The 25,288-nt window shown below is 60.6% G+C and carries 21 protein-coding genes; 6 read left to right on the top strand and 15 right to left on the bottom strand.

Annotation, left to right across the window (positions count from 1 at the left end; genetic code table 11):
* Positions 1-74: 74 nt before the first annotated feature.
* Positions 75-1,892 carry an adenine deaminase gene (gene ade, locus ACSBOB_RS21980; RefSeq protein WP_442578202.1) on the top strand — a complete coding sequence of 606 codons (1,818 nt, stop codon included), beginning with the start codon at positions 75-77 and terminating at the stop codon, positions 1,890-1,892.
* Positions 1,893-1,935: 43 nt separating this feature from the next.
* Here the strand turns inward: ade and radC are convergent, their stop codons facing one another.
* The 5 genes from radC to ACSBOB_RS21955 all read right to left on the bottom strand — a co-directional run bounded on the left by radC (position 1,936) and on the right by ACSBOB_RS21955 (position 6,398).
* Positions 1,936-2,688, bottom strand: coding sequence for a RadC family protein (gene radC, locus ACSBOB_RS21975; RefSeq protein WP_442583795.1), 753 nt, complete (start codon positions 2,686-2,688; stop codon positions 1,936-1,938).
* Between the two features lie 150 nt (positions 2,689-2,838).
* Positions 2,839-3,666, bottom strand: a complete 828-nt coding sequence (gene map / locus ACSBOB_RS21970; protein ID WP_442578201.1) for a type I methionyl aminopeptidase — start codon at positions 3,664-3,666, stop codon at positions 2,839-2,841.
* 158 nt (positions 3,667-3,824) lie between these two features.
* A complete protein-coding gene (locus tag ACSBOB_RS21965) occupies positions 3,825-4,058 on the bottom strand; it encodes a hypothetical protein (RefSeq protein ID WP_442578200.1) in 234 nt (77 codons plus the stop codon).
* A gap of 23 nt (positions 4,059-4,081) precedes the next feature.
* The gene (locus ACSBOB_RS21960) at positions 4,082-4,537 is read right to left on the bottom strand and encodes a MucR family transcriptional regulator (protein WP_442578199.1); all 456 of its coding nucleotides are present in this window, start codon (positions 4,535-4,537) and stop codon (positions 4,082-4,084) included.
* Positions 4,538-4,874: 337 nt separating this feature from the next.
* Positions 4,875-6,398 carry an MASE4 domain-containing protein gene (locus ACSBOB_RS21955; RefSeq protein WP_442578198.1) on the bottom strand — a complete coding sequence of 508 codons (1,524 nt, stop codon included), beginning with the start codon at positions 6,396-6,398 and terminating at the stop codon, positions 4,875-4,877.
* Positions 6,399-7,064: 666 nt separating this feature from the next.
* Between ACSBOB_RS21955 and ACSBOB_RS21950 the strand changes: the two genes are divergently transcribed.
* On the top strand, positions 7,065-12,626 hold the full coding sequence (locus ACSBOB_RS21950) for an AAA family ATPase (RefSeq protein WP_442578197.1): 5,562 nt from the start codon (positions 7,065-7,067) through the stop codon (positions 12,624-12,626).
* An 18-nt stretch (positions 12,627-12,644) separates the two neighbouring features.
* Here the strand turns inward: ACSBOB_RS21950 and ACSBOB_RS21945 are convergent, their stop codons facing one another.
* Together ACSBOB_RS21945 and ACSBOB_RS21940 are read right to left on the bottom strand one after the other, a co-directional pair.
* A complete protein-coding gene (locus ACSBOB_RS21945) occupies positions 12,645-13,610 on the bottom strand; it encodes a substrate-binding domain-containing protein (protein ID WP_442578196.1) in 966 nt (321 codons plus the stop codon).
* 283 nt (positions 13,611-13,893) lie between these two features.
* Complete coding sequence (locus ACSBOB_RS21940; protein ID WP_442578195.1) at positions 13,894-14,271, bottom strand: response regulator transcription factor; 378 nt, start codon at positions 14,269-14,271, stop codon at positions 13,894-13,896.
* 415 nt (positions 14,272-14,686) lie between these two features.
* Between ACSBOB_RS21940 and ACSBOB_RS21935 the strand changes: the two genes are divergently transcribed.
* The 3 genes from ACSBOB_RS21935 (at position 14,687) to ACSBOB_RS21925 (ending at position 16,962) form a co-directional block, all read left to right on the top strand.
* Positions 14,687-15,328: a response regulator transcription factor gene (locus ACSBOB_RS21935; RefSeq protein ID WP_442578194.1), complete on the top strand. Its 642-nt coding sequence runs from the start codon at positions 14,687-14,689 to the stop codon at positions 15,326-15,328.
* Positions 15,329-15,671: 343 nt separating this feature from the next.
* Complete coding sequence (locus ACSBOB_RS21930; RefSeq protein WP_442578193.1) at positions 15,672-16,298, top strand: isochorismatase family cysteine hydrolase; 627 nt, start codon at positions 15,672-15,674, stop codon at positions 16,296-16,298.
* 139 nt (positions 16,299-16,437) lie between these two features.
* On the top strand, positions 16,438-16,962 hold the full coding sequence (locus tag ACSBOB_RS21925; RefSeq protein WP_442578192.1) for a hypothetical protein: 525 nt from the start codon (positions 16,438-16,440) through the stop codon (positions 16,960-16,962).
* 272 nt (positions 16,963-17,234) lie between these two features.
* Here the strand turns inward: ACSBOB_RS21925 and ACSBOB_RS21920 are convergent, their stop codons facing one another.
* From ACSBOB_RS21920 to ACSBOB_RS21885, 8 genes are all read right to left on the bottom strand, one after another.
* The gene (locus tag ACSBOB_RS21920) at positions 17,235-17,480 is read right to left on the bottom strand and encodes a hypothetical protein (RefSeq protein ID WP_442583794.1); all 246 of its coding nucleotides are present in this window, start codon (positions 17,478-17,480) and stop codon (positions 17,235-17,237) included.
* Positions 17,481-17,589: 109 nt separating this feature from the next.
* Positions 17,590-17,967, bottom strand: a complete 378-nt coding sequence (locus ACSBOB_RS21915; protein ID WP_442578191.1) for an enolase C-terminal domain-like protein — start codon at positions 17,965-17,967, stop codon at positions 17,590-17,592.
* Positions 17,968-18,140: 173 nt separating this feature from the next.
* Positions 18,141-18,608, bottom strand: coding sequence for a cupin domain-containing protein (locus tag ACSBOB_RS21910; protein WP_442578190.1), 468 nt, complete (start codon positions 18,606-18,608; stop codon positions 18,141-18,143).
* Between the two features lie 27 nt (positions 18,609-18,635).
* Entirely contained in the window at positions 18,636-19,061 is a 426-nt protein-coding gene (locus ACSBOB_RS21905; RefSeq protein WP_442578189.1) for an OsmC family protein, read from the bottom strand.
* 39 nt (positions 19,062-19,100) lie between these two features.
* Positions 19,101-21,263 (bottom strand): molybdopterin cofactor-binding domain-containing protein, encoded by a 2,163-nt coding sequence (locus ACSBOB_RS21900; protein ID WP_442578188.1) that lies wholly within the window; start codon positions 21,261-21,263, stop codon positions 19,101-19,103.
* Between the two features lie 2 nt (positions 21,264-21,265).
* Positions 21,266-21,730, bottom strand: a complete 465-nt coding sequence (locus ACSBOB_RS21895; RefSeq protein ID WP_396646021.1) for a (2Fe-2S)-binding protein — start codon at positions 21,728-21,730, stop codon at positions 21,266-21,268.
* Between the two features lie 109 nt (positions 21,731-21,839).
* Positions 21,840-23,171 (bottom strand): epoxide hydrolase family protein, encoded by a 1,332-nt coding sequence (locus ACSBOB_RS21890; protein ID WP_442578187.1) that lies wholly within the window; start codon positions 23,169-23,171, stop codon positions 21,840-21,842.
* Positions 23,172-23,204: 33 nt separating this feature from the next.
* Positions 23,205-24,260, bottom strand: a complete 1,056-nt coding sequence (locus tag ACSBOB_RS21885) for an alpha/beta fold hydrolase (protein ID WP_442578186.1) — start codon at positions 24,258-24,260, stop codon at positions 23,205-23,207.
* Between the two features lie 293 nt (positions 24,261-24,553).
* On the opposite strand from ACSBOB_RS21885, the gene ACSBOB_RS21880 reads away from it, so the two are divergent.
* Positions 24,554-25,267: a type 1 glutamine amidotransferase domain-containing protein gene (locus ACSBOB_RS21880; protein WP_442578185.1), complete on the top strand. Its 714-nt coding sequence runs from the start codon at positions 24,554-24,556 to the stop codon at positions 25,265-25,267.
* Positions 25,268-25,288 lie beyond the last annotated feature (21 nt).

Genomic DNA, 25,288 nt, shown 5'->3' with positions numbered 1-25,288 from the left:
CGCGATTTCAGCACGGAACTGGTAATCTGCATCGCGGCTTGGCAAAGTGCTGAAAACATGGAGTAGCCCGCCCGATGACCCCCACACCGGCACCTCGATTCGAGAAACCAAAATCCTGGCAGGAGAACGCGACGCTGCTGGTCGATGTCGCCACCGGCCGCAAGCCGGCCGACCTGGTGGTGCGCAACGGTCGCTGGGTCAATGTGCATTCCGGCGAGATCATCCCCGGCACCGATCTCGCCATCGTCGGCGGGCGTTTCGCCTATTGCGGGCCGAATGCCGGCCACGCCATCGGCAAGGGCACAAAAGTCGTCGATGCCGGCGGACGCTACCTCGTGCCCGGCCTCTGCGACGGCCACATGCATGTTGAGAGCGGCATGGTCACCGTAACCGAGTTCTGCCGCGCGGTGATCCCGCACGGCACCACCTCGATGTTCGTCGACCCGCACGAGATCGCCAATGTGCTGGGGCTCGACGGCGTGCGGCTGATGCATGACGAGGCGGTCGCCATGCCGGTCAACGTGCATGTGCAGATGCCGAGTTGCGTGCCCTCCGCCCCGGGGCTGGAGCATGCGGGGGCCGCACTTTCGGTCGCCGATGTCGCCGAGGCGATGACCTGGCCGAACATCATCGGGCTCGGCGAAGTGATGAATTTCCCGGGCGTCATCGCTAACAACGAGGTGATGGCCGGCGAAATCGCCGAGACGGTGAAGGCCGGCAAGGTGGTGGGCGGGCACTATGCGTCGCCCGATCTCGGACCAAATTTCCACGGCTATGTCGCCGGCGGGCCGGAAGACGACCATGAAGGCACCCGCGCCGAGGACGCCATTGCGCGCGTGCGCCAAGGCATGAAGGCGATGCTGCGGCTGGGGTCCGCCTGGTACGACGTCGCAGCGCAGATCAAGGCGGTGACGGAGCAGGGGATCGATCCGCGCAACTTCATCCTGTGCACCGATGACAGCCATTCCGGCACTTTGGTGCATGAGGGTCATATGGACCGCGTGGTCCGCCATGCGATCGCCCAGGGACTGAAGCCGGTCACCGCCATCCAGATGGCCACGATCAACACCGCCGAGCATTTCCGGCTCGCGCGTGAGATCGGCTCGATCGCGCCGGGCCGGCTGGCCGATTTCCTCATCGTTTCCGACCTGCCGACGCTGAGGATCGACGAGGTTTTCGCGCGCGGCGTGAAGCTGGCGAAGGATGGAAAACTCACTGTCGACATCCCTGCCTATGACTATCCGAAGAAGGCCAAGAACACGGTAAAACTCGGCAAGAAGCTGAAGGCCGTCGATTTCGACATTGCCGCCCCCAAGGGCGCCAATGAGGTGCGCGTGCGCGTCATCGGCGTCATCGAGAACCAGGCGCCGACCCGCGCGCTCGAGTCCGATCTCGGCGTCGAGAATGGGCTGGTGGCGATGGACCGGGCAAACGACGTCTGCCAGATCGCGCTGGTCGAGCGGCACCGGGGCACCGGCGCTGTCACCAACGCCTTCGTCTCCGGCTTCGGCTACGTCAAGGACTGCGCCATGGCGTCGACCGTCGCGCATGACAGCCACCACATGATCGTCGTCGGCACCAACAAGGCCGACATGGCGCAGGCTGCCAACCGGCTGGGCGAGATCGGCGGCGGCGTGGTGCTGATCTCGCAAGGCAAGGAACTGGCGCTGGTCGAGATGCCGATCGCCGGCCTGATGTCGGACGAGCGGGCCGAGATCGTCGCCGAAAAGGCCGACCGGCTGACCAAGGCCATGCGCGACATGGGCTGCAGCTTGAACAACGCCTACATGCAGCACTCGCTGCTGGCGCTGGTGGTCATCCCAGAACTGCGCATATCCGATGTGGGGCTGGTCGACGTGACGACGTTCCAGAAGGTGGATCTTTTCCTGTAGGTGCCGTGCTAGGTGGCGCCCTTTGCCTGCGGCTACCGGAAATCTAGATCAGCAGCAGGCCCTTCATGCTGGCATGGCCCTTTTTGCCGATGATGATGTGGTCGTGGACCGAAATGCCCAGCGGTTTCGCAGAGGCGATGATCGTCTTGGTCATCTCGATGTCGGCGCGCGACGGCGTCGGGTCGCCGGATGGATGGTTGTGGACGAGGATGACCGCCGTCGCCGAAAGCTCCAGCGCGCGCCGCACCACTTCGCGCGGATAGACGGGCGTGTGGTCGACCGTGCCGGTCTGCTGCACCTCGTCGGCGATCAGCGCGTTCTTCTTGTCGAGGAAGAGGATGCGGAACTGCTCGCGATCCTCGAAGGCCATCGCCGCGCGGCAATAGTCGAGCACCTGCGCCCAGGACGACAGGATTTCGCGGCCCTGGATCTCGCCCCGCGCCATGCGCTGGGCGGCGGCGGCGACGATCTTCAGATCGAGCGCCGCGCCTTCGCCGATATCGTCCACCTCGCGCAGAAGATGTTCGGGCGCGCCGAGCACTTCGGCCAGCGAGCCGAAACGTTTCAGCAGCGCCTTGGCGCGCGCTTTGGTGTCGGCACGCGGGATCGAACGGAACAGCAGGAGTTCCAGCAATTCGTAGTCGGCCAGCGCGCCCGGGCCGGCTTCGCGGAACCTCTGCCGCAAGCGGTCTCGGTGACCGGCCTGATGCGGCTTGGCCGCGGCCAGCCTGCCGGGCTTCAGCGCCAGCGGCTGCTCGCCGAAGAAACCGCGCTCGTCACTATCGTCCGCCGCCATGCAGCCCTCGACCGATCGCAGCCGGCCCTCCCAAGGCCTCGCCGCCGCGATCCCGCCAAGTCTAGCCATGATCCGTCGATGTGGAAACGGGTGTTTTGGGATGGCGTCCGGCCGGCGAGGCGCGCGGCCGCTGGAAGAGGCGAGGGCGCCTCAGTCCGGCAGGCCGGGCCGGTCGAGCCCGGCCGGCGACAGCGTGAAAATCTCGCAGCCGGTCGCGGTGACGCCGACCGTGTGCTCATATTGCGCCGACAGCGAGCGATCGCGGGTCACCGCCGTCCATCCATCCGACAGCACCTTCACATGCGGGCGGCCGAGATTGATCATCGGCTCGATGGTGAAGATCATGCCGGGGCGCATCTCGACGCCCTCGTTGGAACTGCCGTAGTGCAGAATGTTCGGCGCGTCGTGGAACAGGCGGCCGACGCCGTGGCCGCAGAAATCGCGCACGACGGAGCAGCGTTCGCCCTCGGCAAAGTTCTGGATTGCAGCGCCGATCGCCCCGGTGCGGGCGCCGGGGCGCACGGCGGCGACGCCGCGCATCAGGCATTCATGCGTCACTTCCAGCAGGCGCTCGGCGGCGCGCTTGATCGTGCCGACCGGATACATGCGGCTGGAATCGCCGTGCCAGCCGTCGAGGATGTAGGTGACGTCGATGTTGACGATGTCGCCGTCGCGCAGCGGCTTCGCATCCGGGATGCCGTGGCAGACGACGTGGTTGATCGATGTGCAGGAGGACTTCGTGTAGCCACGGTAGTTGAGCGTCGCCGGCAAGGCGCCATGGTCCATGCCGAATTCGAACACGAAGCGGTCGATCTCCTCGGTGGTCACGCCGGGCGCGACCAGGGCGACCAGTTCGTCGAGGCAGCGCGCGGTGAGCGCGCAAGCCTTGCGCATGCCGGCGAACGCGTCTTCTCCGTAGAGCTTGATTTGCCCGGTGTTGCGGGCTGGTGCAGCGTCGGCGTCGAGATAGGTGACCATGGGCTCAGGCGAACGGATGTGATGGGGCGTCGTGCGAATGCCTCATGTGACATCTGAACGGCCGCGCTTCAAGGGCAAAGCGCATTCCGGCGGTTCGAAGGCGGGTTGGCCGGACCGTCTGATGCCGGTCCGGCAGATGCGAAGACGGATTGCCCTTGTCAGATGACCGCGAAATCGGCGGCGGTCAAAGTCGGCACGCCGTTCAACATCGCGAACTTAACGTTGCTGAAGGCGGCATCCGAGCCATCGGCGTCGTAATAAAGATTGCCGGTATCGGAATTGTAGATGATGCGGTCGTTGGCATCCTTCGGGCCGGCGGCAATGTCCTTGAAGGCCGAGGCGGCGAGTGCGCCGATGGTGACCAAGGCCGTGAGGCAGCCGGATGCGGTCATGCACCGGCTGGCTGCGCTTCCCGTCAGCCAGCGACTGGCGGCTTCTTTTGCCCGCCGCGGGGCTTCGTTGGAGCGGGTTCCGGCCGGGAAGGGCGCCCGAGGCCAATGGACTTCGCCATCTCCGAGCGCCTGACCGAGTAGTTAGGCGCCGTCATCGGATAGTCTGCCGGCAGGCCCCACTTCGCGCGATACTCCTCCGGGGTCAGGCCATGGGCCGTCAGGAGATGACGCTTCAGCGACTTGAATTTGCGGCCGTCCTCCAGCGAGACGATGTAGTCGGGCGTAATGGACTTCTTGACCGGTACGGCGGGAGTCTGGGGTTCTTTTGGTTGCGGAGCTGCTTCCTGCGGCGTGACGAGGGCCGCGACGGCGACATGCACGTCGGCGATCAGCCGTGGGAGGTCGGCTGCTGGCACACTGTTGCTGCCGACATAGGCCGTCACGATTTGCGCTGCTATTTCAATTAGATCTTCGTCCATGCTTCCGCTCACAAAAATGGAATTCGCCCGCTATACGGCATAATGAACACCTTGGATCAATGTTCCGGCGCGATTGTCTTTGTGAGAGGAAAAAGAGTCACACCCCGGGGCGCCGCGGCGCATGCGAGACCGCTCGCCATGACTTGCGCCGAACCGATGGCCGTGGGGATGAGAACGTTGCCGGCCTAGGAACGACGCTTGGCCGTCGACCATGCCGCCGGAAGCACTGGGCAATACCGGATCGAAGGAAGGACGGAGCCATGAAGCGATCAAGGTTTTCTCGGCAACAGATCATTGCGGTCCTGCGTGAGCAGGAGGCGGGCGATCGCAAGCCGCGCTATTGATATTGGGGCGCAATCGGGAGCGAAAAGGAGAAGTCGGCACCACCCGACAGGTTGGTAGCCGCCCACAGGTGGCCTCCATGTTCTTCGACGATCGAGCGGCTTATCGACAGGCCTATGCCAATACTGCTCGGCTTTGTGGTGAAGAAGGCCTTGAAGATCTGATCCGGCGGAAGCCGCGGCAAGCCAACGCCAGTGTCGCTCACGGACACCGTGACCCGCCCATCTTCTCTTTCTTGTGATCTTATCAGGAGATCTCGTCCGTCGTCCTTCTCCTTCATCGCTTCAATTGCGTTGATCATGAGATGCATCAGCACCTGCATCAATTGCGCGCGATCTCCCGTCACCGGAGACGGCTTTTCCACCTGCTCTGTGCGGATCGACACCCCATATCTCGCAGCCTCGCCACCAAGGAGAACGGTCATCTCCCGAATGACGCAATTGACGTCGACAATATCGCGCAACGGTCCCCCCTTGTCGAAAAGTTGCCTCATGCGGGCGACCGTTCTCGAGGCACGACTTCCATCCTCCACTATCCTGTCCGCGATCGCGCGGGCTCTTTCAACGTTGGGAGTTTCATCCGAAAGCCATCGCCGGCAGGTCTCGGCATTGATCATGATCGCGCCAATCGGATGATTTACCTCATCGGCGAGTGAACTGGTCAGCTCTCCCATGGAGTTCATCCTGCTGACGCGCGCCAACTCCGCTTGCGCGCGGCGCAGATCCTCTTCGACTCGTTGGCGGTTGGTGATTTCGCTCTGCAGCGTTTCGTTCGTCTGCTGCAACTCCGTTGCGTGCTCCTTTAAATGGCTCGCAGCCGAGGCAAGACGCCGATAAAGACGCCCGTTTTCGAGCACCACCACAGCCAGGACGAAACTTGCGGCAAACGCGCCATAGATCCGGCCGGCGTAGAAACCAAAGTCGTAGCGACCTCCGTTCAGGTACGAGCTCAGCGTTATGTCGCAGAACCAGTAAACCATCACGACCATGAGCCATAGGTTGAGGAGTGTGGGCCGTGAACGCGTGGACAGCATTACAAATGCGGCAATGACCAAGATAATATCGATCAGATTGATGATCCTCTGCCAGGGCGTGAATCCATCGGCGTCAAGAAGCGGCGGCAAGAAGCCTGCGCTTCCTGTGCCCCAGGTAGCCACAAACCAGCATACAAGGACCACGCCGACCGCCCCAATGACGGCCGCCGCAATCGCGAAGCGCGGCGCCATCGAGATCTCCCTGCTGTTGGTGTGAAACAGCGCATAAAAGATCACGATGAGCGGAAAGCCTCCATGCCAGAAAATACACAACCACAACGCCGTCTGCGGAGCCGCCCCAAGCAACCCTGCAGAACCGAACGCGCCAGGAAAGGTTAGGAGCTGGATGACGCTGATCAGCGCAGCGAAGAGGTACCCGCTCGCCAGCAGCAACAACGCTCGCGAGCGCAGAAAATTGAAATGCCCAAAAAGAATGATGGCGGTCGTGAAGTCATTGCATGTCGATATCGCGTTGTACGCTGCCACGAATGCGGGGGACTCCGGCAACGGTACACAAACGAAAGGCACGCAGGCAAGGAACACCAAAGCCGAGACACCGATGATCGCAAGGCAAAGACGCCACTCGCGAGGGCCAACCGCAGCTGTCGATAGAAACTCTCCATTCCGGATTGGATACGCGGGTGAAGCACTCATTCCAACCGGCACGCGGAATCTCGCCCCATGCCCCACCTTTCCCGACCGTGTTGGTCGATGAGCGTCAGACCGAATACAATTCAACCTTGACCACTCCACCGCCAACGTCCGGTCGAGCATACTCATGAACAGCCTCGACCGCTTACGGCCTCATCTTCCGCACTCCCTGCAAACGCCACCATTCAACAGTCGGAAAGCATTCTAACACCAACGTATGATGGCTAATTTGGTAAGGCTCAATAGAGCTACTTGGCGGTGTGTACGACCCCGCCGTGCCAAGAATAATCCTTTGGCCCGCGAGAACAACGGCGCGGAGCGGGCGCGGGACCGCACCGCGCGACTAATCATTATCAGCAAACTACGAGGATGACTTGCGGCAGCACTTTCCGGCTGGTGACTCAGTGATGCCAAATGAGATCGTGCGCGGGGACGCACAACGATGCTAATCCTAGCGCTCCCAAGCGATACGGCGCCGTCGGGCTAACACGGGAGTTAGAGGTGGATCTGTCTTTTCAAGCGGGCGCGAGCAGAGTCAGCGGACTGCGCGTCGTTTGGGAGGACGGTGGACTTGCTTTCTGCAGAGGATGGTCTGACGACGCCGAAGGAAGACACAACGGCGTGCTGGTCGCGCTTCCTGCCTCTGAGCAGCCCGCAACGGCCCTTCTCGATCGGCTTGCCCACGAATATTCCCTGAGGGACCAGCTTGACGGCGAGCGGACTATGCGTCCGCTGGAACTGGTGCGCGATCAGGACCGCACAATGCTTGTGTTCGAAGACCCAGGCGGCGAACCGCTCGGACTAGGTCTTGGCGCTCCGATGGAAATCGCAAGATTCTTGCGCATCGCCATTTCGATCGTCGAGTCAATCGGAAGCGTGCACGCGGCCGGCCTGATACATAAGGACATCAAACCGGCCAACTTTTTGATCGACTCTGCCACCGGCACTGTCCGGCTGATGGGTTTCGGGATCGCATCCCGCCTGCCGCGCGAGCGCCAATCGGCTGGTCCGCCGGAGGTCATTGCCGGTACGCTCGCCTATATGGCGCCCGAGCAGACCGGCCGGATGAATCGTTCGATCGATTCACGCAGCGATCTCTATTCCTGCGGCGTCTCTCTTTACCAGATGCTCACCGGAACGCTGCCGTTCTCGGCGACCGAGCCGATGGAATGGATTCATTGCCACATTGCGCGCCAGGCAGCGACACCCAGCGAGCGTGTGAATACGATACCGCCGCCGCTTTCAGCAATCATCATGAAGCTACTCGCCAAGACCGCCGACGAGCGATACCAGACCGCGTCAGGCCTCCTGGAGGACCTTCGGCGCTGCGAAGCGGAATGGACGGCGACAGGCACGATCACGCCTTTCGCTTTGGGCGCACGAGATGTCCCGGATCGGCTGATCATTCCAGAGACGCTGTACGGCCGTGAGGCCGAGATTCGTCAGTTGCTCGCCGCGTTCGATCGCGTGGTCGTGGGAGGCCCTGCCGAACTTGTTCTTGTTTGCGGCTATTCCGGAATTGGCAAGTCGTCGTTTGTGAACGAACTGCAGAAGGCGCTGGTCCCGCCGCGCGGCTTGTTCGCGTCCGGGAAATTCGACCAGAACAAGCGCAACATCCCCTATGCAACTTTGGCCCAGGCATTTCAGAGCCTCATTCGACCGCTGCTTGGCAAGACTGAGATCGAACTTGGCCGATGGCGGGACGCTCTGAGTGAAGCGCTTGGTCCGAATGCTCAGCTTATCGTGCAGTTGGTTCCCGACCTGGAATTCGTCATTGGCGAACAGCCACCCGTCCCTGACCTGCCGCCACAGGATGCCAGGACGCGATTCCAAGCAATCTTTCAACGGTTCATCGCTGTCTTCGCCAGCGTCGAGCACCCGCTGACACTGTTTCTGGACGATCTGCAATGGCTGGACGCAGCGACGCTCGACCTGCTCGAACACCTGGTCACGCATCCTGAAATACGCCACCTCCTGCTGATCGGCGCGTATCGCGACAATGAGGTAGGTCCATCTCATCCGCTTACGCGGACGCTCGAAGGCTTCAGGAGAGCCGGTGCCGCGATCGAGGAGATTCAGCTTGCGCCTCTCGCCCCTGATGACCTCGGTCGTCTGATTGCGGATGCCCTTGACTGCGACTTCGTCCGCGTGGATCCGCTGGCTCGCTTGGTGCATGAAAAGACCGGTGGCAATCCGTTATTCGCGATTCAGTTCCTGTCTGCGCTTGCCGATGACGGGTTGCTCGCCTTCGATCGAAACACGGAGAGCTGGCGCTGGGACCTCGACCGCGTGCATGCCCGGAAGTACTCCGACAATGTCGTAGACCTGATGGTCGAGAAGCTGGGCCGACTGCCTCCGAAGACTCGGACAGCGCTGCAGCAACTTGCATACTTCGGCAACCTTGCCGGGACTACGATGCTTTCAATTGTGCTCGGAAAATCGGAAGAAGATACGCGCCACGATTTCTGGGAAGCCATACGCCTGGATTTGGTCGAGCACGTGGACGGAGCATACAAATTCGTCCACGACCGCTTCCAGGAAGCCGCCTACTCGCTGATACCGGAGAAATCGCGTGCAGCAACTCACTTGCGGATCGGACGACTACTCGTAGCCAACACACCTGCGGAAAGACGCAACGAGGCGATCTTCGATATCGTCGATCAACTCAATCACGGTATCGATCTGGTCTCGTCCTCGCAGGAGCGCGAACAGCTGGCCGAATTCAATCTTCTTGCCGGCCGGCGTGCCAAGGCCACGACCGCCTACGCATCGGCGCTCGGCTATCTCGCGGCAGGGGCCACCTTGCTGCCTGCCGATTGCTGGGAACGGCTGCATCAACTTGCGTTTTCGTTGGAAATTGATCGAGCGGAGTGTGAGTTTCTGACGGGCCAGACGGCCGCCGCCGACAAGCGCTTGTCGACGCTGGCATCCAAGGCTGCGAACACCGTCGAAAGGGCAGCTGTCGAGTGTCTGCGCATCGACCTCTACACGGTTCTCGACCAGACCGATCGCGTGGTAACAGCATGCCTCGATTATCTGCGACATCTCGGGATCGAATGGTCGCCTCATCCGACCGATGAAGAGGCGCGGCGTGAGTACGACCGAATATGGTCTCAGCTGGGGGATCGCCAGATCGAGGATCTCATTGATTTGCCATTGATGACCGATCCGGAGTCTCTCGCGACGCTCGATGTTCTGACCAAGAGCTTCCCGACAGTCACGCTCATAGATGCCAATTTTCTCGCCATGGCCGTCTGTCGCGTTATCAATCTGAGCCTGGAGCGAGGCCACAGCGACGCGTCGTGCGTCGCTTATGTGCATTTCGGCACCGTCGGCGGACCACGCTTCGGCAATTATGAAGCCGCCTTCAAATTCGGACAGCTGGCCTACGATTTGGTCGAGAAGCGCGGCCTCGCGCGGTTCCAGGCACGCACACTCCACTGGTTGGCACAGTACGTCTTGCCGTGGGCAAGTCATCCAAGATCTTTTCGTAAGCTGACCCACCGGGCGTTCGACGCCGCTACAGAGACCGGCGATCTGAGCGTCGCGGTATATAGCTTCGACATCCTGAATGCGAACCTTATCGCGGCGGGCGATCCGTTGGCTGACGCACAGCGTCAGGCCGAGAAGGGGCTTGAATTCTCCAGGAAGACGCAGTTCGGGCACCAGATAGGCGTCCAGGCAACCGAACTCGCCCTCATCAAGTCCCTGCGTGGCATGACTCACAAGTTCGGTTGGCTGGATGACGAACACTACAGTGAAGCCTTTATGGAACAGCAGCACACGCCGCATCCGGCGGTGTACTGGATCCGAAAACTACAGGCCCGCTTTTTCGCTGGAGAGCATAGGTCAGCCCTTGATGCTGCGATGCGCGCACAACCAAAGCTCTGGACGGTGGCAGGGTTTTTCGAAGAGGCAGAGTATCATTTCTACGCCGCGCTTTCTCTTGCCGGATACGCAACTACCGTTGCGGCCGGGAGCGACCCTTCGCAAACTGCGGAGCGGCTTGCGCCTTCCTCGGCGGAGCGTCAGCACAATCTTCAGTCTTTGGAGATTCATCATAGGAAGCTCGAAGCATGGGCGGCCAACTGCCGTGAGACCTTCGAAAACCGCGCCGCACTGATCGGCGCCGAGATTGCGCGATTGACAGGTCGCGATCTGGATGCTCAGCGCCTTTACGAGCATTCCATTCATTCGTCCCGAGCGAGCGGCTTTCTTCACAACGAGGCGATAGCCTATGAGCTGGCTGCGAGGTTCTACGCCGAACGTGGCTTCCAGCAGATTTCCGATCTCTACCTGCGGAATTCTCGCTACTGCTACCTGCGATGGGGAGCCGACGGCAAGGTTCGGCAACTCGATGAAATGTTTCCGGAACTGGTCAAAGGAGAATCGCCAGCCAGCCCCACGAGCACGATGCGGGCTGCCATCGAGCATCTTGATCTCTCCACGATCATCAAGCTCTCGCAGGCCGTATCGAGTGAGATCGTCCCTGAGAAACTGATCGACACGCTCATGCGCACCGCGATCGAGCATGCGGGCGCCGTGCGCGGCGTTCTGGTTCTGTTGCAAGGGGAGGTTCCAAGAATAGAGGCAGAAGCAACGACCGCCGGCAATAAGATTATAGTGCAACTGTCAGGAGCGCACCTGCGCGGAGTCGCGTTGCCGGACACGATTATCCAATATGTCGTGCGTACCCGGAGCAGCGTCATTCTCGACGACGCTTCCGCCGAGAACCAGTTTTCCTTCGAGCCCTACATGGGTCACCATCGGTCGCGATCGATCCTCTGTCTGCCGCTGATCAAACAGAGCAAGCTCATCGGGGTCCTCTATCTGGAAAACAACCTGTCGCCGCGGGTGTTTACGCCGAGCCGTGTCGCCATCCTCGAGTTGCTCGCATCGCAAGCAGCGATCTCTCTTGAGAACATGCAGTTGTACGTTGAACTCGAGGAACGCGAAGCAAAAATCCGACGCCTAGTCGATGCAAATATCGTGGGAATCTTCATCTGGAATTCGGAAGGGAGGATCATTGAGGCAAATGAGGCCTTCCTCCAGATGGTCGGCTATCGCAAAGAAGATCTTCGTCAGGGCGGCCTATCCTGGGCCGACTTGACTTTACGAGAGTGGCACGACCACGACGAGCGCGCCGTAGAGGCATTGCGCACAACCGGAATTGTGCACTCGTTCGAAAGGGAATTCCGAAGAAAGAACGGCAGTCCGGTGCCGGTTCTTCTGGGTGAAGCCGCCTTCGGCGGACGACAAGACGAGGGTGTTGCGTTTGTCGTTGACCTGACCGAGCGCAAGCGGGCGGAATCAGAGGCGCGTGAAAGTGAGCGAAGACGCCGAGAGGCGCAGTTCGAGCTGGAGCACGCCAATCGTGTCGCAGCGATAGGGCAACTGTCTGCGTCGATCGCTCACGAGGTCAACCAGCCGGTTGCAGCATCTATTACCAATGCAGAGACGGCTTTGCGCTGGCTTGGTGCCCAAAATCCAAATCTGGAGAAAGCCCGCGAAGCGCTTGGCCGCATCGCCGACGACGGCCGGCGCGCCGCTGACGTCATCGGCAGGATTCGCGCGCTCATCAGGAAAGAACCTCCGCGCATGGTCAGCGTGGAGATCAACGAAACGATACGGGAGGTCATCGTCCTGACCCAGGGCGAGATGACCAAGAACGAGGTTTCACTGCTGACGCAATTCGAGGACGGACTGCCGCTTGTCCAGGGAGACAAGGTTCAGTTGCAGCAGGTGATACTCAACTTGATCATCAACGCAGCCGAAGCGATGGCGAACTCGGACAAGGAGCCGCGTGAACTCCATATCACGACGCGCAGCGCGAATTCGCAAAGTGTGCTCGTCCTGATCGCGGATTCGGGGCCGGGTCTGGCCTCGACCAACTACGAGCGGCTCTTCGACGCCTTCTACACCACGAAGCCGACCGGCCTGGGAATGGGGCTTCCCATCTGCCGCACAATTATCGAAGCGCATGGGGGACAGCTATGGGCGGCAGCGAATGTGCCCAGAGGCGCTGTCTTTCAGTTCACGGTGCCAGTCCTGCCCGCGGATTAGCCGCTATCCGGCAACGGGCTACTTTGCGATGCAGGTATCCACATTGGCCGGCGTACACACGTCCAGGCTCGTATAAGTCGGATCGGCGGGCGGCGCTTTGCCGTCCTTTATCGCCTTGAGCGCGAACATGGTCTTGTAGCCCATCTCGAACGGTCGCTGGCCGACCTGCCCGAGGGATAGACCTTCTCTCATTTGCTGGATCTGGATCGGCAGCGTGTCGGCAACCACCAGTGCAAGCTCATTCCTCGCGATCCTGTCCTTGTAGGGCGCAACCGCGGCACGATTGGCGTCCGGCAAGGATTCCGCGAACCCCGCCGTCGGCGTGAATGCGTCGAGAGCAGGATTCCTGGCCATCACGTCCTGGAATTGCTGGACCGACAACGGGAAATCGTCGTTGGTATAGAGCGGGCAGCCGTCGATCTCCTTCCAGCCACCCTGGCCAGTCAATCTATCTCCCGGTGATTGGGCAGAGACCAGACCAGCCAGCGTGTCGCGGATGCCCTTCATGCGATCGTTGTGATTGGCTGCCGCCGCACCGCCCGACTGAATGCAGATCGTTCCGCCGTTCGGTTTAATCGTCTGGACGATTCTGGCGATGGCAGCACCGATCTCGTAATTGTTGGTGCCGATATAGGCGAGGCGGAGACTCTTGTCCTCGGGCAGGACGTCGGAATCCCATGTCAGTACGGGAATGCCGGCATTTTTTGCGGCTTGCAGCGCGACGGCCATCGCGGCCGCATTGGCAGGCGCCACGGCAATGCCATCTACCTTCCGGGCGATGAGGTCCTGGACAATCTGTACCTGTTCCTCGCCACCGCCATGCTCGCCCGGTCCGATGTACATGCATTCAAAGGCGCCCTTGGAGTCCGCTTCCGCATTCTTGCAGCCGTCTCGCGCCTGATCGTAGAACGGATTGTTCATGCTCTTGGGAACGAGCGCAAAGATGGGCTTCTGCTGCGCGCAAGCCTCTCCGCCCGCCAGCATCAAAAGTGCTACGAGGACTGTTGACAGGCATTTTTGCACGGCATTGCCCTATTTTATTGACCCGGATTTTGTCGCATTCCGAGTTAGCATTGCTCCGGCGAACCACTTGCGCATCGTGGCACGAAGCAGCGTTTCACCCATCAGGCACAGCGGATGGGAGTAAATGCCGGATTTGGCGAAATTGAAAGGCCCTATGAAATGGGCATGGGGTGTCGGTGGTCGGGTCGATCCTCTTCCGCGGATGACAGGCTCGCTACTGGACCGCACCGCGCCAGATGCACACCTATACGGCCGATCCGCCCGCAGCGCCTTCGATGCAATTAATCAGATCGCTCGTCTTGAAAGGCTTTCTGAGCAGGCACACGGCTCCGATGGCAGATGCCCTCACGGCCAGGCTTGCTTCCGAACGTGCCGTTATCAACACCACGGGCGTGGTCGAGCCGCGCGCGGCAAGGCGTTGCACCAGATCGAACCCGCTCATACCAGGCATGTGGATGTCCGTTACAATGCAGTCGAACACCCTTTCTCCAACGGAACTAAGGTAGTCCTCTGCCGAAGTGTAGCCCCCGGTTCCATAGCCCAGCGAAACTAGCGATTCGACGAGCGCCACCCTGAAAGACGGATCATCGTCGATGACTGCGATTTCGAGGTTCTTGGGCACACTGCATCCTTGCCCCGAATTGAAGGCTGGAACCGGGGACCTCAATTCTGCATCGACCTGTTGCGCCTAGAAATCATACAACAGTGTTATAGCAGCGAGCGACTGCACGTTCCGAAGGCAGGACCACCGGTCCAGCATCACTGGCATACCTTCGTTGCTGGCGACGCCCGCATCATACGATCCGTTAGCCAGAGATGGCTGATGTACGATGGGATGTCCGCCGATGGCGACGTTCACGGGAACTTGGGACCACCTCTGTCCATCGACGCCGGTCTCGGTTAACGTCCGAATTTGCTGCGCTTTTGCTGAAATTTTTGGCAGGCAATTCTTGTTCCACCTATACGTAGGTGTGATCAGCGCCCGGTTGCCATCCGTGTTAGATGTCAGGGCAACCATAAGGCGCGTATCTATACCAATGCGAGTCGAGACCAGCCAAAAGCCGATTGTGCACGTCGTCGACGACGACGTCTCTATGCGCAATGCATTGGCTGGGCTGTTTGATTCCGTTGGACTGCAGACCGAAACCTACCATACGGCGAACGATTTCCTTTCAGCGAAGCTGACGAATCGGCCTGGGTGTATCGTCCTCGACGTCAGACTCCCGGATATGAATGGGCTCGAATTCCAAGGTCGCCTGACCCAGATCGGAGTGGGCATTCCCGTGGTCATGATGACCGGCTTCGGCGATATCCCCATGTCGGTCAGCGCGATGAAACTCGGGGCCGTTGACTTTCTTCCGAAACCGTTCCGCGATCAGGACATGCTCGACGCCGTCATGGCTGCGATCGAGCGCGACAAGCAACGTCGAGCTATCGACAACAACGTGTCGCAAATCCGAAAGCGTTTTGAGACGCTCACCCCACGCGAACAGGAAGTCATGTCCCACGTGACTGCCGGCAAAATGAACAAGCAGGTCGCGGGCGACCTCGGGATCAGCGAAATCACAGTCAAGATTCATCGCGGTGCGGCCATGCACAAGATGGGTGCACGGACCTACGCGGAGCTGGTTCGCATGGCCGACGCACTTAGTCTGGACCGCCACAAGATCGGCCGATAGGCGTATCGCCACCCGGCGCCACCTGCACACTCCAGTCTATTGCTCCAACCACCCGCCTTAAGCCGAAGGCCTCGTGTCGTGCGTCTGCGGACAAAATTGCTTCCTGACGCTGGTCGGACAACCAAGCCAACGAGCGCTATTCGGCGCGTTCGGCAGTGCGAGCCATACCTGCTGACTGTCGCATACCTAGATATGAACCCTCTCTTCCCATCGTTGAATGGTCCGAAAGGCGGCCGACGGACATTCTGCGGACAACGGCGGCGTTGACGGATTGCGGTTTTCAACTGTCCCGGAAACGTCGAAGGCCGGCAGACCGGCCGCCAAGAGGCCAAGGAGATGATCAGTGGACGAGACCGTTTACCCGCGCGAACGAACCGCGCTGCTGTTTGTGGACCCCTACAACGACTTCCTCTCGGAGGGCGGCAAGGTTTTTCCACGTGTCAAGGCGGTCGCCGACGAGAACGGGCTCCTTGATAATCTGCGCCGGCTTGATGGCGCCATCCGCGCCGCCAAAATTCAAGTGGTGATCGTCCCGCACCGACGCTGGGAGCCGGGTGACTATGAAAGCTGGGACCATCCCAATCCAACGCAGAAGTCGATCATGCATCGCCATAGCTTCGCTCGCGGCGAATGGGGGGGCGACTGGCATCCGGATTTTGCACCGAAGGAAGGCGACATCGTCGCCCATGAACATTGGGGTCAGAGTGGATTCGCCAATACCGACCTGGATATGCAGTTGAAGCAGAAGGGCATCAGCCACGTCATCGTGGTTGGGCTGCTGGCCAACACGTGCATCGAGTCGACTGGTCGCTACGCCATGGAACTCGGCTACCACGTAACCTTGGTGCGCGACGCCACCGCCGCGTTTTCACACGAAATGATGCATGCCGCACACGATCTGAATGGTCCCACTTTCGCCCATGCGATCCTGACCACGGCAGATCTAATCGCGGCCCTGCCGCCAGCTTGATCGAAAGAAGCAGTGCAACCGGCATGACCGTGAAAGCGGTCGCCGTAGTCTCGGCGACGAAACCCTGAACTTTTCAGACCGCCAAGCGACACTATTCGTAGCCAGCGGGCGACGTCCTAACCCTCAAAGGAAACTCAATATGAACGACAGCCAGATCGTTGATTCAAGCTTCACCGCCATCATCAACGCCACGATCGACAAGATCGACATACCTGCCTGGTGTTTCGGCTTGTCTGAGCGCGAGTACCAGGGCTGTTCGCCAGCCCACATCGCTGCCGGTTTCACCACCGCGCCGGACGGCAAGCGCATGTCGATCAACGTCGAGACGATTGGCGGCAGCCTGATGGTGCAGCATTACGTCGAGACGCTCGGCCAGAAGGATCATTTGATCCTGGACTCCAACTCGGACGTTTTCACGCCGACCGGCCGCACGACCATTCACGTGACGTGGGAATTGAGTGCGAAGCCGATCGACGATGGCAAGTGCGAGTTCACGAACCGTGTTAGATCATACGGAACTGACGAGTTCATGTCGTTTTTGGCGCGACAGGGCATCCCGTTCGAACAGTTCCGCATCCAGCGCCAGCCGGCCTCGATTGCGCATAACCAGGGCGAAACGCCTTTCTTCGCAGCCAGTATCGAGCGGGCTGCTCTCAAGAAGTAGGCGGCGAAGCGTACTGGCGGCGACTTTTGTTGGGACGGCGAGGCGCGCGGCTGGCTCAATACGGCTTTCATGACCAGGCCGGCCCTTCTCGCGCCCCATTCGTGGAGATCAATGCCCGGCTGCTCACGGAAGAGAGCATGCATGCCCCAGAAGCAGTCTCCGGCAAGTACCGCGCGTTCGGTTGTCCTCCAACGTTATCCATTTGGTGCGGCCGAGCCCTGCTGCCTTCGGCTTTCATACCAATATGGGCGTTCCCGCGGCGAGAGTCTTCGCTACCTCCTCGTCAGCGGCCTTAAATGCTCCAGCCGGTAGTCGAGGCGGCTCTTTCCGTCGGCATCGCGCCAGGAAAGTGAGTGCCTCAGCCAGATATTGTCATCCCGTTTCGGAAAATCCCCTCGCGCATCTGAACCATGGCTTCGGTCCGCCCGATCGCCGATCGCTTGTTGAGCGGCGCGGTCGTGCCACCTGCGCGGCGACCGTATTGCTGCGCGTCGGAACACGTTTGCGACACAAGCCATTCGCAGTCTCGAATCGGTTATCCCGGACACGGCGCCCCGACAGGCTTCGCGGCACCGACGATGATGACGTCATGGCTGTGATCGACGATCCCGTGGGCTTGGGCATGCTTTATGCCCGGCGGTAGACCTTGATGAAATCAGGATCCGGATCAAGACCCAATCCCGGTCCATGTGGAACAGCAATGCCGCCGCCCTCGGTGCTCAGTTCGCCACTGTAGATCGTCGCCTCCAGATCGAACCACCGCCACTCGATCATCGAGTCGGCCGTGCCCAGCGCAGCTGTCGCATGGACGGCAGCGAGCAGGCCCGGGCCGTCGTAGAAGGTGTGAGGCATGACCGTGGTGTGTGGACGGCTGCAAGCGCAAACACTTTGCGCGTTCAGCGTCCCAATTTGCGTCGCGTCCTTACCGATGCAAAGCGGTGTGATCAGTTGGTCGACTGCGAGCGCTGCCGATGCAACCGCTCGAAAGCCGAAGGCTCGCCCCATCCCACCAATCCCTCGTCAGTTGTCACCTTCACGAGCAGCGCGTCTGCTGCCGGCAGATTGCTGTCACCCCACGCGGATGCATCAGAACTCGTTCCCGTCTTGAACGGGACCCGGAGCGGAATGGTCTCGATGCGTGAAATGATCATGGTTCGACGGCCTTTTTTCGTGTGGCTCTAGTGGGCAGTTCGCCGGCTGACGGGGTCGATGGCGACATTGGCGTGCTGATGACGCGGGTCATCCTGCAGATCGTGATATTCGAGGCCGAGCGGACCGATCGCTGTCACCTGCGTGACGTATTCGCCGGATTTCGCCCAATGGAAATGCCAGGTGTCACCAGGGAGAACGATGACGCTTCCTGGCGGATAAGCGTTCACCTTGTCCCCATTGAAGGTGTCGCCAAGACCAATGTAGAACACGCCTGACATCACGGTGTAGATTCGGTCTTCCGGATGTTTGTGGGGCATCAATTTCGTGCCGCCGGGCACCTTGACCCTGACGACGTAAGGGCCGGCTTGTGCTGGATGGCCGACAACTACAGCGAGACGAGCTCCGGATGGAAACGCGGGGAATGGCTTCCAAACGATCTCTTCAGGGAGGATCGCTCTGAACTCGGCCTGGTCGGGTTGATGATCGCGGGCCATGGGTTTGGACCTTTCCTCTTGAAGCATTCACGCGATCAAATTTGCGTCCAGCGTGATGGTGGCGTTGAGAACCTTCGACACCGGGCAATTCTTCTCGGCGTCGCCGGCGATGCGAGCGAATCCCGCTTGATCCAGGTCTGGCACCTTGGCGTGCAAAGTCAGAGCCGAACTGCCGATTTTGAATCCCTTGCCATCCGGCTCGAGGGCGACCGCGGCTTCCGTGACAAGCTCGGTGGGGGTGAAGCCGGCAAGCTGAAGGCCGAAGGCCAGCGCCATCGTGAAGCAACCGGCGTGCGCGGCAGCGATCAACTCTTCCGGGTTGGTCCCCTTCTCATTCTCGAAGCGAGTCTTGAACGAATACGGCGTATTGGCAAGCACACCGGATTCGCTCGATAGATGACCATCGCCCTCGCGGCCGGTTCCATGCCAAACAGCCTTTGCCTTGCGGATCATATCTTTGTCCTCTCATTGGTTCTGTTGCTCGTTACGGGGTCACGTCTTCAGAGCGTCGGGATCGATCGGCATTTCCCGCAATCGCTTCCCGGTGGCGGCGAACACCGCGTTGGCTATCGCCGGCACGATCCCCGACGTGCCAGCCTCGCCCATTCCACCCGGCAGCTCCGAGCTCTTGACGACGTAAACCTCGATGGCCGGCGCCTCGTTGATCCGCAGCATTTGATATGTGTCGAAATTGCTCTGTTCGACACGCCCATTCTTCAGGGTGATCTTGCCGTACAGCGCCGCGGTCACGCCGAACATGACCCCGCTCTGGATCTGCGCCTCGACCGTATTGGGATTGATAACCGTGCCACAATCTATCGCGCAGACGACGCGATGGACCCGCACCAATCCATCGTTGGCGACCTCCACTTCGGCGACCTGTGCGAGGTAGCTTCCGAATACGTTCTGCAACGCGACGCCACGCCCACGCCCCTCAGGCAGTTGCGCACCCCACCCCGCCTTCTCGGCGGCGAGGTTCAGCACGGCCTTCGCGCGCGGATTGTGCTCAAGCAGTGCCCGTCGATAGGCAACCGCGTCCTGTCCAGCGGCGACAGCCAATTCGTCGATGAAGCTCTCGGTGACGAAGACGTTATGCGACGGTCCGACACTCCGCCAGAACGCCGTCCGAATGCCAGGCGGCTCGACTTGCAGATATTCGACGTGGAGATTCGGCAGCGCATAGACCAGATCGATCGCGCCTTCCGTCGTATCCGGGTCGAGACCGTTCTTGAACGCGGGGGGCAGCCAACGTGCGATCACCGACGATCCGGCGAAGCAGTTGATCCAGGCGATTGGCTTCCCGTCCTTGTCGAGGCCCCCGGTGACACGATCGACCCAAAAGGGCCTATACATATCTTGCTGGATATCTTCTTCGCGCGTCCACACCACCTTCACGGGTCCATCGACCTGCATCGCGATCTGTACGGCTCGCACCGCGCCGTCAGCTTCCAGCCGCCGTCCAAAGCCGCCCCCGCTGAGATGATTATGTACGAGGACCTTATCGACTGGCAGACCGGCGGCCTTCGCCGCCATCTGCTGCACGCGCGCGATCGCCTGGGTGCCGATCCATATCTCGCACTCATCGCCCCGGAAATGCGCTGTGCAATTCATCGGCTCCATGGCGGCGTGCGCGAGGAATGGCAATCGATACGTAGCCTCCACTCTTGTCGCTGCGGTCGCGATCGCCTTCTCCGCATCGCCAATATTCTGCGCGACTGATCCTGTCTTGAGGGTGGCCTGCTCCAGCTCACGCGCAACATCTTGCGTGTCCACGGCAGCATGGATCCCGTCGTCCCACTCGATGCTGAGCGCCTCCAGCCCCTTTTTGGCCGCTCCCATGTGATCGGCCACGACCGCCACCGCGTCCTCGAGCTGGACGATCTGGCGCACGCCTTTCACGGCCTTCGCTGCGCTGTCGTCCACGCTCTTCAGCCGACCGCCGAAGACAGGCGATTGCGCCAGCGTCGCGATCTTCACGCCCGCTGGCCGCGCGTCGATCCCGTACACGGTGGAGCCATCGACCTTGCCCGCCGCGTCCAGCCGCTTTGCCGGCGTGCCGATCAACTTGTATGCGTCCGGCTCCTTCAGCGCCACGTTTTCCGGCACCGGTATGCGCGACGCATCCTCGGCAAGGTCGCCATAGTTAAAACGTCGCCCGCTTGAGGTGTGGATAATCTCGCCCGCTTCGGCACGGCACTCTGTTGCTTCGACGCCCCAACGCCTGGCGGCCGCCTCGGTCAGAACAATGCGCGCGGCCGCACCAGCTTCACGCAGCGGCTTCCAGGCGCCGCGGATGGCGTTCGAATTGCCGGTGGCCTGTACGCCCAGCATTGGATTGGCGTAGAGCTTTTCATTCGGAGGCGCATGTTCGAGCTGGATCTGGGTCAGGCTGACTTCGAGCTCCTCCGCGATCAGCATCGGGATCGAGGTGTAGGTTCCTTGTCCCATTTCAACGTAGGGCATCGTCAGCACGATCTGCCCGTCAGTGGTGATTTTGACGAACGCGTTCGGCGTAAAACCCTCGGACGCGGCTGCATGGCTGGTGCCGAGCGGCAAACTGAGACTCAACATAAAACCGCCACCGGCGGCGGCGCTGTTGATAAGGAAGCTGCGACGAGAGAGATTTTCCCGCTTTTGGCTGTGATCTATATTCACGATCAGCCTCCATTAACCTGAGCGGCGAGCTTTATCGCCTCACGAATGCGGACATAGGTGCCGCAGCGGCAGATATTTCCACCCATGGCATCGTCGATGTCTGCATCGGTGGGCTCCGGAGTCTCCGCAAGCAGTGCAGAAGCCGACATGATCTGTCCGGATTGGCAGTACCCGCACTGGGCGACTTCATGATCGAGCCACGCTTTCTGGATCCTGGCGCCTGCGGGCGTTGCACCGATCGCTTCAATCGTCGTGACCTTCGAATCCCCGATGCTGTCGATGGTGGTGATGCAAGAACGAACCGCCGTTCCGTCGAGATGAACGGTGCACGCACCGCACAACGCCATGCCGCAACCGAACTTGGTGCCGGTCATGCCCAGGACGTCCCTCAACACCCATAACAGGGGCGTGTCGCTATCGACGTCGACGCTTCTCTGACTTCCATTGATGTTGATCGAAAAGGCCATCGTGCAATTCCTTGTGTTCCGAAGGGATCAAAGTGACCGGGGATGTGACGGCGGGCAGAGTTCACCCGCCCAAAGCGTACTGCGTCCGCGCAAGGGGCGGTGATCCACCTCAGATCGACTGACGCAGCAAACGGAACGCCGCCCGCATTTCCGCACTGAACAGCGCAGGCTGCTCCCAGGCGGCGAAGTGGCCGCCCACCGCGAGCTTGTTGAAGTAGATCAGTTTTGGATACGCCCGCTCGGTCCAACTGCGCGGTGCAGCGTAGATCTCGTCCGGGAACACGCTGACTGCAACCGGGATCGAGACGTGTTTCGGCTCGAAGAAATTCAGCTTGTTCTCCCAGTACAGGCGCGCCGACGAGATCGCCGTGTTGGTCAGCCAGTAGAGCGTGATGTTGTCGAGGATATCGTCTCGCGTCAGCCCTGCCGGCTGGCCGTCGAAGACGTGGGCGATGAGCTCCAGGCTGCGGGCGTCGTGGTCGAGGATCCATCCCGCCAGGCCCGATGGTGAATCGACGATTCCCTGCAGGGTCTGCGGGCGGTTTGCCATCTCGATGGCGTAGCCGAGGCCATGCTTGTAGAAATCATCCAACTGGTCGAAGGCATGCTGCTCATCCGCCGACAGACCGGAAGGCCGCAAACCGCCGGGCTGGAGCGCTTTGGCAATATCGTCCGGGACTGTGGCCGGCATATTGGTATGAATGCCAAGCAGACCGGGAGGCGCCTGAAGCGCCATCTGTTCGGTTATGGCATTGCCCCAGTCGCCGCCCTGCGCCACATAGCGTGCGTATCCGAGCCGCTTTATGAGCACGATCCACGCGCGCGCGATGCGGATCGGATCCCAGCCCGTCGTGGTCGGCTTGCCCGAAAACCCGTAGCCGGGGATCGAAGGGATCACGATGTCGAACGCGTCCGACGCGCTTGCACCATGCGCCGTCGGATTGGTCAGCGGCTCGATGATCTTCAACTGCTCGATGATCGAGCCTGGCCAGCCGTGCGTCACGATCAGCGGCAACGCATTCTGATGCTTCGAGCGGACGTGGATGAAATGAATGTCCACACCGTCGATCTCGGTGACGAACTGCGGCAACCCGTTGAGCCGCGTCTCTATCGTCCTCCAGTCGTACTCCGTCTGCCAATATTGTACGAGCTTCTGCACCGTCGCCAGTCGCACACCCTGCGACTGATCTTTGACCAGTTCGCGATCCGGCCAGCGCGTCTCCTTCAAGCGGTCGCGCAGGTCGACGAGCGCGTCTTGGGGAAAATCGATGTGGAAAGGGCGAATGTCATCTGCCTTGGCCGCAAGTGCAGGGTCTCCGGACAGCACACTTGCCCCGCTTGCGAGTGCGAGACCGATCGCGGCCGTGGCGAGAAATTCGCGGCGGTCCTGACGGGTCCCGAGGGTCGTTGACCCCTGGGCCAATTGATCGAGATTGGTCATGGCTGTTGCTCCTGTCGTGAATTGGCTTGTGTATTAGGCTTTGCTGACGTCGATCACGGCTTGCGAAAAAGCCTCCGGAGCCTCCTGGGGCAGGTTGTGGCCGATGCCACCCCTCACGAGGCGATGCGCATATTTGCCGGAGAACTTGCTCGCATAAGCTGCCGGGTCCGGGTGTGGCGCGCCGTTCGCATCGCCTTCGAGCGTGATGGCCGGCACGTTGATTTCGGGTGCGGCAGCGAGTTTCGCTTCCAGCGGATCCAGCGCCGGATCGCCGCCGGCCAGGCCGAGCCGCCATCGATAGTTGTGGATCACAATGGCGACATGATCCGGATTGTCGAAAGCCGCCGCGCTTCGCGCAAAAGTAGCGTCGTCGAATTTCCATTTCGGGGACGCCAGCTTCCAGATCAACTCGGCGAACTCGCGTCGATACTTGTCGTATCCCTCGCGGCCTCGCTCCGTCGCGAAGTAGAATTGATACCACCATTGCAACTCGGCCTTCGGCGGTAGGGGTGCCTTACCCGCAGCCTGGCTTCCGATGAGGTAGCCGCTGACAGAGACGATGCCCTTGACGCGATTCGGCCACAGCGCACCAAGGATGTCCGCGGTGCGAGCGCCCCAATCGAATCCTGCGACGATCGCGTCTTTGATGCCAAGTGCATCCATCAATGCGATGGTGTCGACAGCCAAAGCCGATGGTTGCCCAGTCCTCATCGTTTCATTCGATAGGAACCCCGTCGTGCCATAGCCTCTGGTAAACGGCACGATTACGCGAAAACCTGCCGACGCCAGTCGCGGCGTAACCTCGTCGAAGCTGTGAATGTCGTAAGGCCAGCCGTGCAGCAGAATGACTGCCGGTCCGTCGAGAGAACCCGCTTCGACGTATCCGACGTTAAGCAAGCCGGCATCGATCTGCTTCAGGGACCGAATGGCCGCAGCCGCCTCGGTTTTCTCGACCTCGGCGGACTTGCCGATGATCTGACTTGCATTCGCAGCTTGGGCCGGCACGACCTGCGTCGCCACGAGTGCTCCGGCAGCAACCTCGAAGAATCTCCTCCGACCGAAGAGGTTTGGGCTGTTGTTCCCAGTCATGTGCATCATCCGTTGTTTGCCCGTATCGGAAGAGCTTTCGCGATACGAGCGTCGATCGGCTGATGATGGCCGCCTGCCGAGTTCCGAACCATTCAACGATGGGAAGACATCCCTCATCTTCACGTATTAGGGACCCGCAATCACTGGATAAGTGCGCTGCGCGCTCGGGCCGCTGAAGATGAAACATCGCTCACCTTCGCCATGTCGGAGAGCGAAATAACCAACCGCGCCGAAACATCCCCCGTCATGGAGTCTGTGGCGCTTCATCAACGACTGCACAACAGGAGACATACATGAACGTGCTGATGGTGATTACGTCACACGACCAGCTAGGCAACACCGGACGGAAGACCGGCTTCTGGCTGGAAGAGCTCGCGGCGCCCTACTACACGTTCAAGGACGCCGGCGTTGAGGTCACGCTCGCCTCGCCGAAGGGCGGACGCCCGCCGCTCGATCCCAAAAGCAACGAACCCGACTTCCTCACCGACCTGACACTGCGCTTCGAGAAAGACGCCGCAGCGGAAGCGCAGCTGGACAAGACAGTTCGCCTTGACAGCATCAGGCAGGAGGACTTCGACACGGTCTTCTACCCAGGTGGTCATGGCCCGATGTGGGACCTTGCCGAAGACAAAATCTCGATCAAGCTGATCGAGTCCTTCATTGCGGCCGGCAAGCCGATCGGCATAGTCTGCCACTCCACCGGCGCGCTGCGTCACGTCAGGACGCAGGACGGCAAGCTCCTGGTTCAGGGCAAGGAAGTGACCGGCTTCACCAACGGCGAGGAAGAGGAAGTCGGACTCACCAAGGTGGAGCCTTTCCTCGTCGAGGACGAGATGTTGAAGCTCGGCGCCGTCTTCTCGAAGACGGCGAATTGGACGTCACACGTGGTCAGCGACGGATTGCTCATCACCGGACAGAATCCGCACTCCTCCGGTCCGGCCGCAAAGACCCTGATGGCGGCGGTGATGCAGCAGACGAAGCCGGCCGTCATCGCGCGGGCTTCTTAGCTCGAATATCGACGAAACGTC

This window comes from Mesorhizobium sp. KACC 23794, from assembly GCF_052180275.1.
Classification (GTDB): domain Bacteria; phylum Pseudomonadota; class Alphaproteobacteria; order Rhizobiales; family Rhizobiaceae; genus Kumtagia.
The sequence above is the reverse complement of the archived record's forward strand: the minus strand, read 5'-3'. Positions and strand labels throughout refer to the sequence as shown.

Excerpts from the sequence above, each read along its gene's own strand:
- radC (WP_442583795.1), bottom strand. The coding sequence starts at position 2,688 with ATGGCGGCGGACGATAGTGACGAGCGCGGTTTCTTCGGCGAGCAGCCG.
- ACSBOB_RS21915 (WP_442578191.1), bottom strand. The coding sequence starts at position 17,967 with ATGGGGCGAGCCTTCGGCTTTCGAGCGGTTGCATCGGCAGCGCTCGCA.
- ACSBOB_RS21885 (WP_442578186.1), bottom strand. The coding sequence starts at position 24,260 with ATGACTGGGAACAACAGCCCAAACCTCTTCGGTCGGAGGAGATTCTTC.
- ade (WP_442578202.1), top strand. The coding sequence starts at position 75 with ATGACCCCCACACCGGCACCTCGATTCGAGAAACCAAAATCCTGGCAG.
- map (WP_442578201.1), bottom strand. The coding sequence starts at position 3,666 with ATGGTCACCTATCTCGACGCCGACGCTGCACCAGCCCGCAACACCGGG.
- ACSBOB_RS21945 (WP_442578196.1), bottom strand. The coding sequence starts at position 13,610 with ATGCTGGCGGGCGGAGAGGCTTGCGCGCAGCAGAAGCCCATCTTTGCG.
- ACSBOB_RS21965 (WP_442578200.1), bottom strand. The coding sequence starts at position 4,058 with ATGACCGCATCCGGCTGCCTCACGGCCTTGGTCACCATCGGCGCACTC.
- ACSBOB_RS21880 (WP_442578185.1), top strand. The coding sequence starts at position 24,554 with ATGAACGTGCTGATGGTGATTACGTCACACGACCAGCTAGGCAACACC.
- ACSBOB_RS21895 (WP_396646021.1), bottom strand. The coding sequence starts at position 21,730 with ATGGCCTTTTCGATCAACATCAATGGAAGTCAGAGAAGCGTCGACGTC.
- ACSBOB_RS21920 (WP_442583794.1), bottom strand. The coding sequence starts at position 17,480 with ATGGCTTGTGTCGCAAACGTGTTCCGACGCGCAGCAATACGGTCGCCG.
- ACSBOB_RS21890 (WP_442578187.1), bottom strand. The coding sequence starts at position 23,171 with ATGACCAATCTCGATCAATTGGCCCAGGGGTCAACGACCCTCGGGACC.
- ACSBOB_RS21910 (WP_442578190.1), bottom strand. The coding sequence starts at position 18,608 with ATGGCCCGCGATCATCAACCCGACCAGGCCGAGTTCAGAGCGATCCTC.
- ACSBOB_RS21905 (WP_442578189.1), bottom strand. The coding sequence starts at position 19,061 with ATGATCCGCAAGGCAAAGGCTGTTTGGCATGGAACCGGCCGCGAGGGC.
- ACSBOB_RS21925 (WP_442578192.1), top strand. The coding sequence starts at position 16,438 with ATGAACGACAGCCAGATCGTTGATTCAAGCTTCACCGCCATCATCAAC.
- ACSBOB_RS21935 (WP_442578194.1), top strand. The coding sequence starts at position 14,687 with ATGCGAGTCGAGACCAGCCAAAAGCCGATTGTGCACGTCGTCGACGAC.
- ACSBOB_RS21960 (WP_442578199.1), bottom strand. The coding sequence starts at position 4,537 with ATGGACGAAGATCTAATTGAAATAGCAGCGCAAATCGTGACGGCCTAT.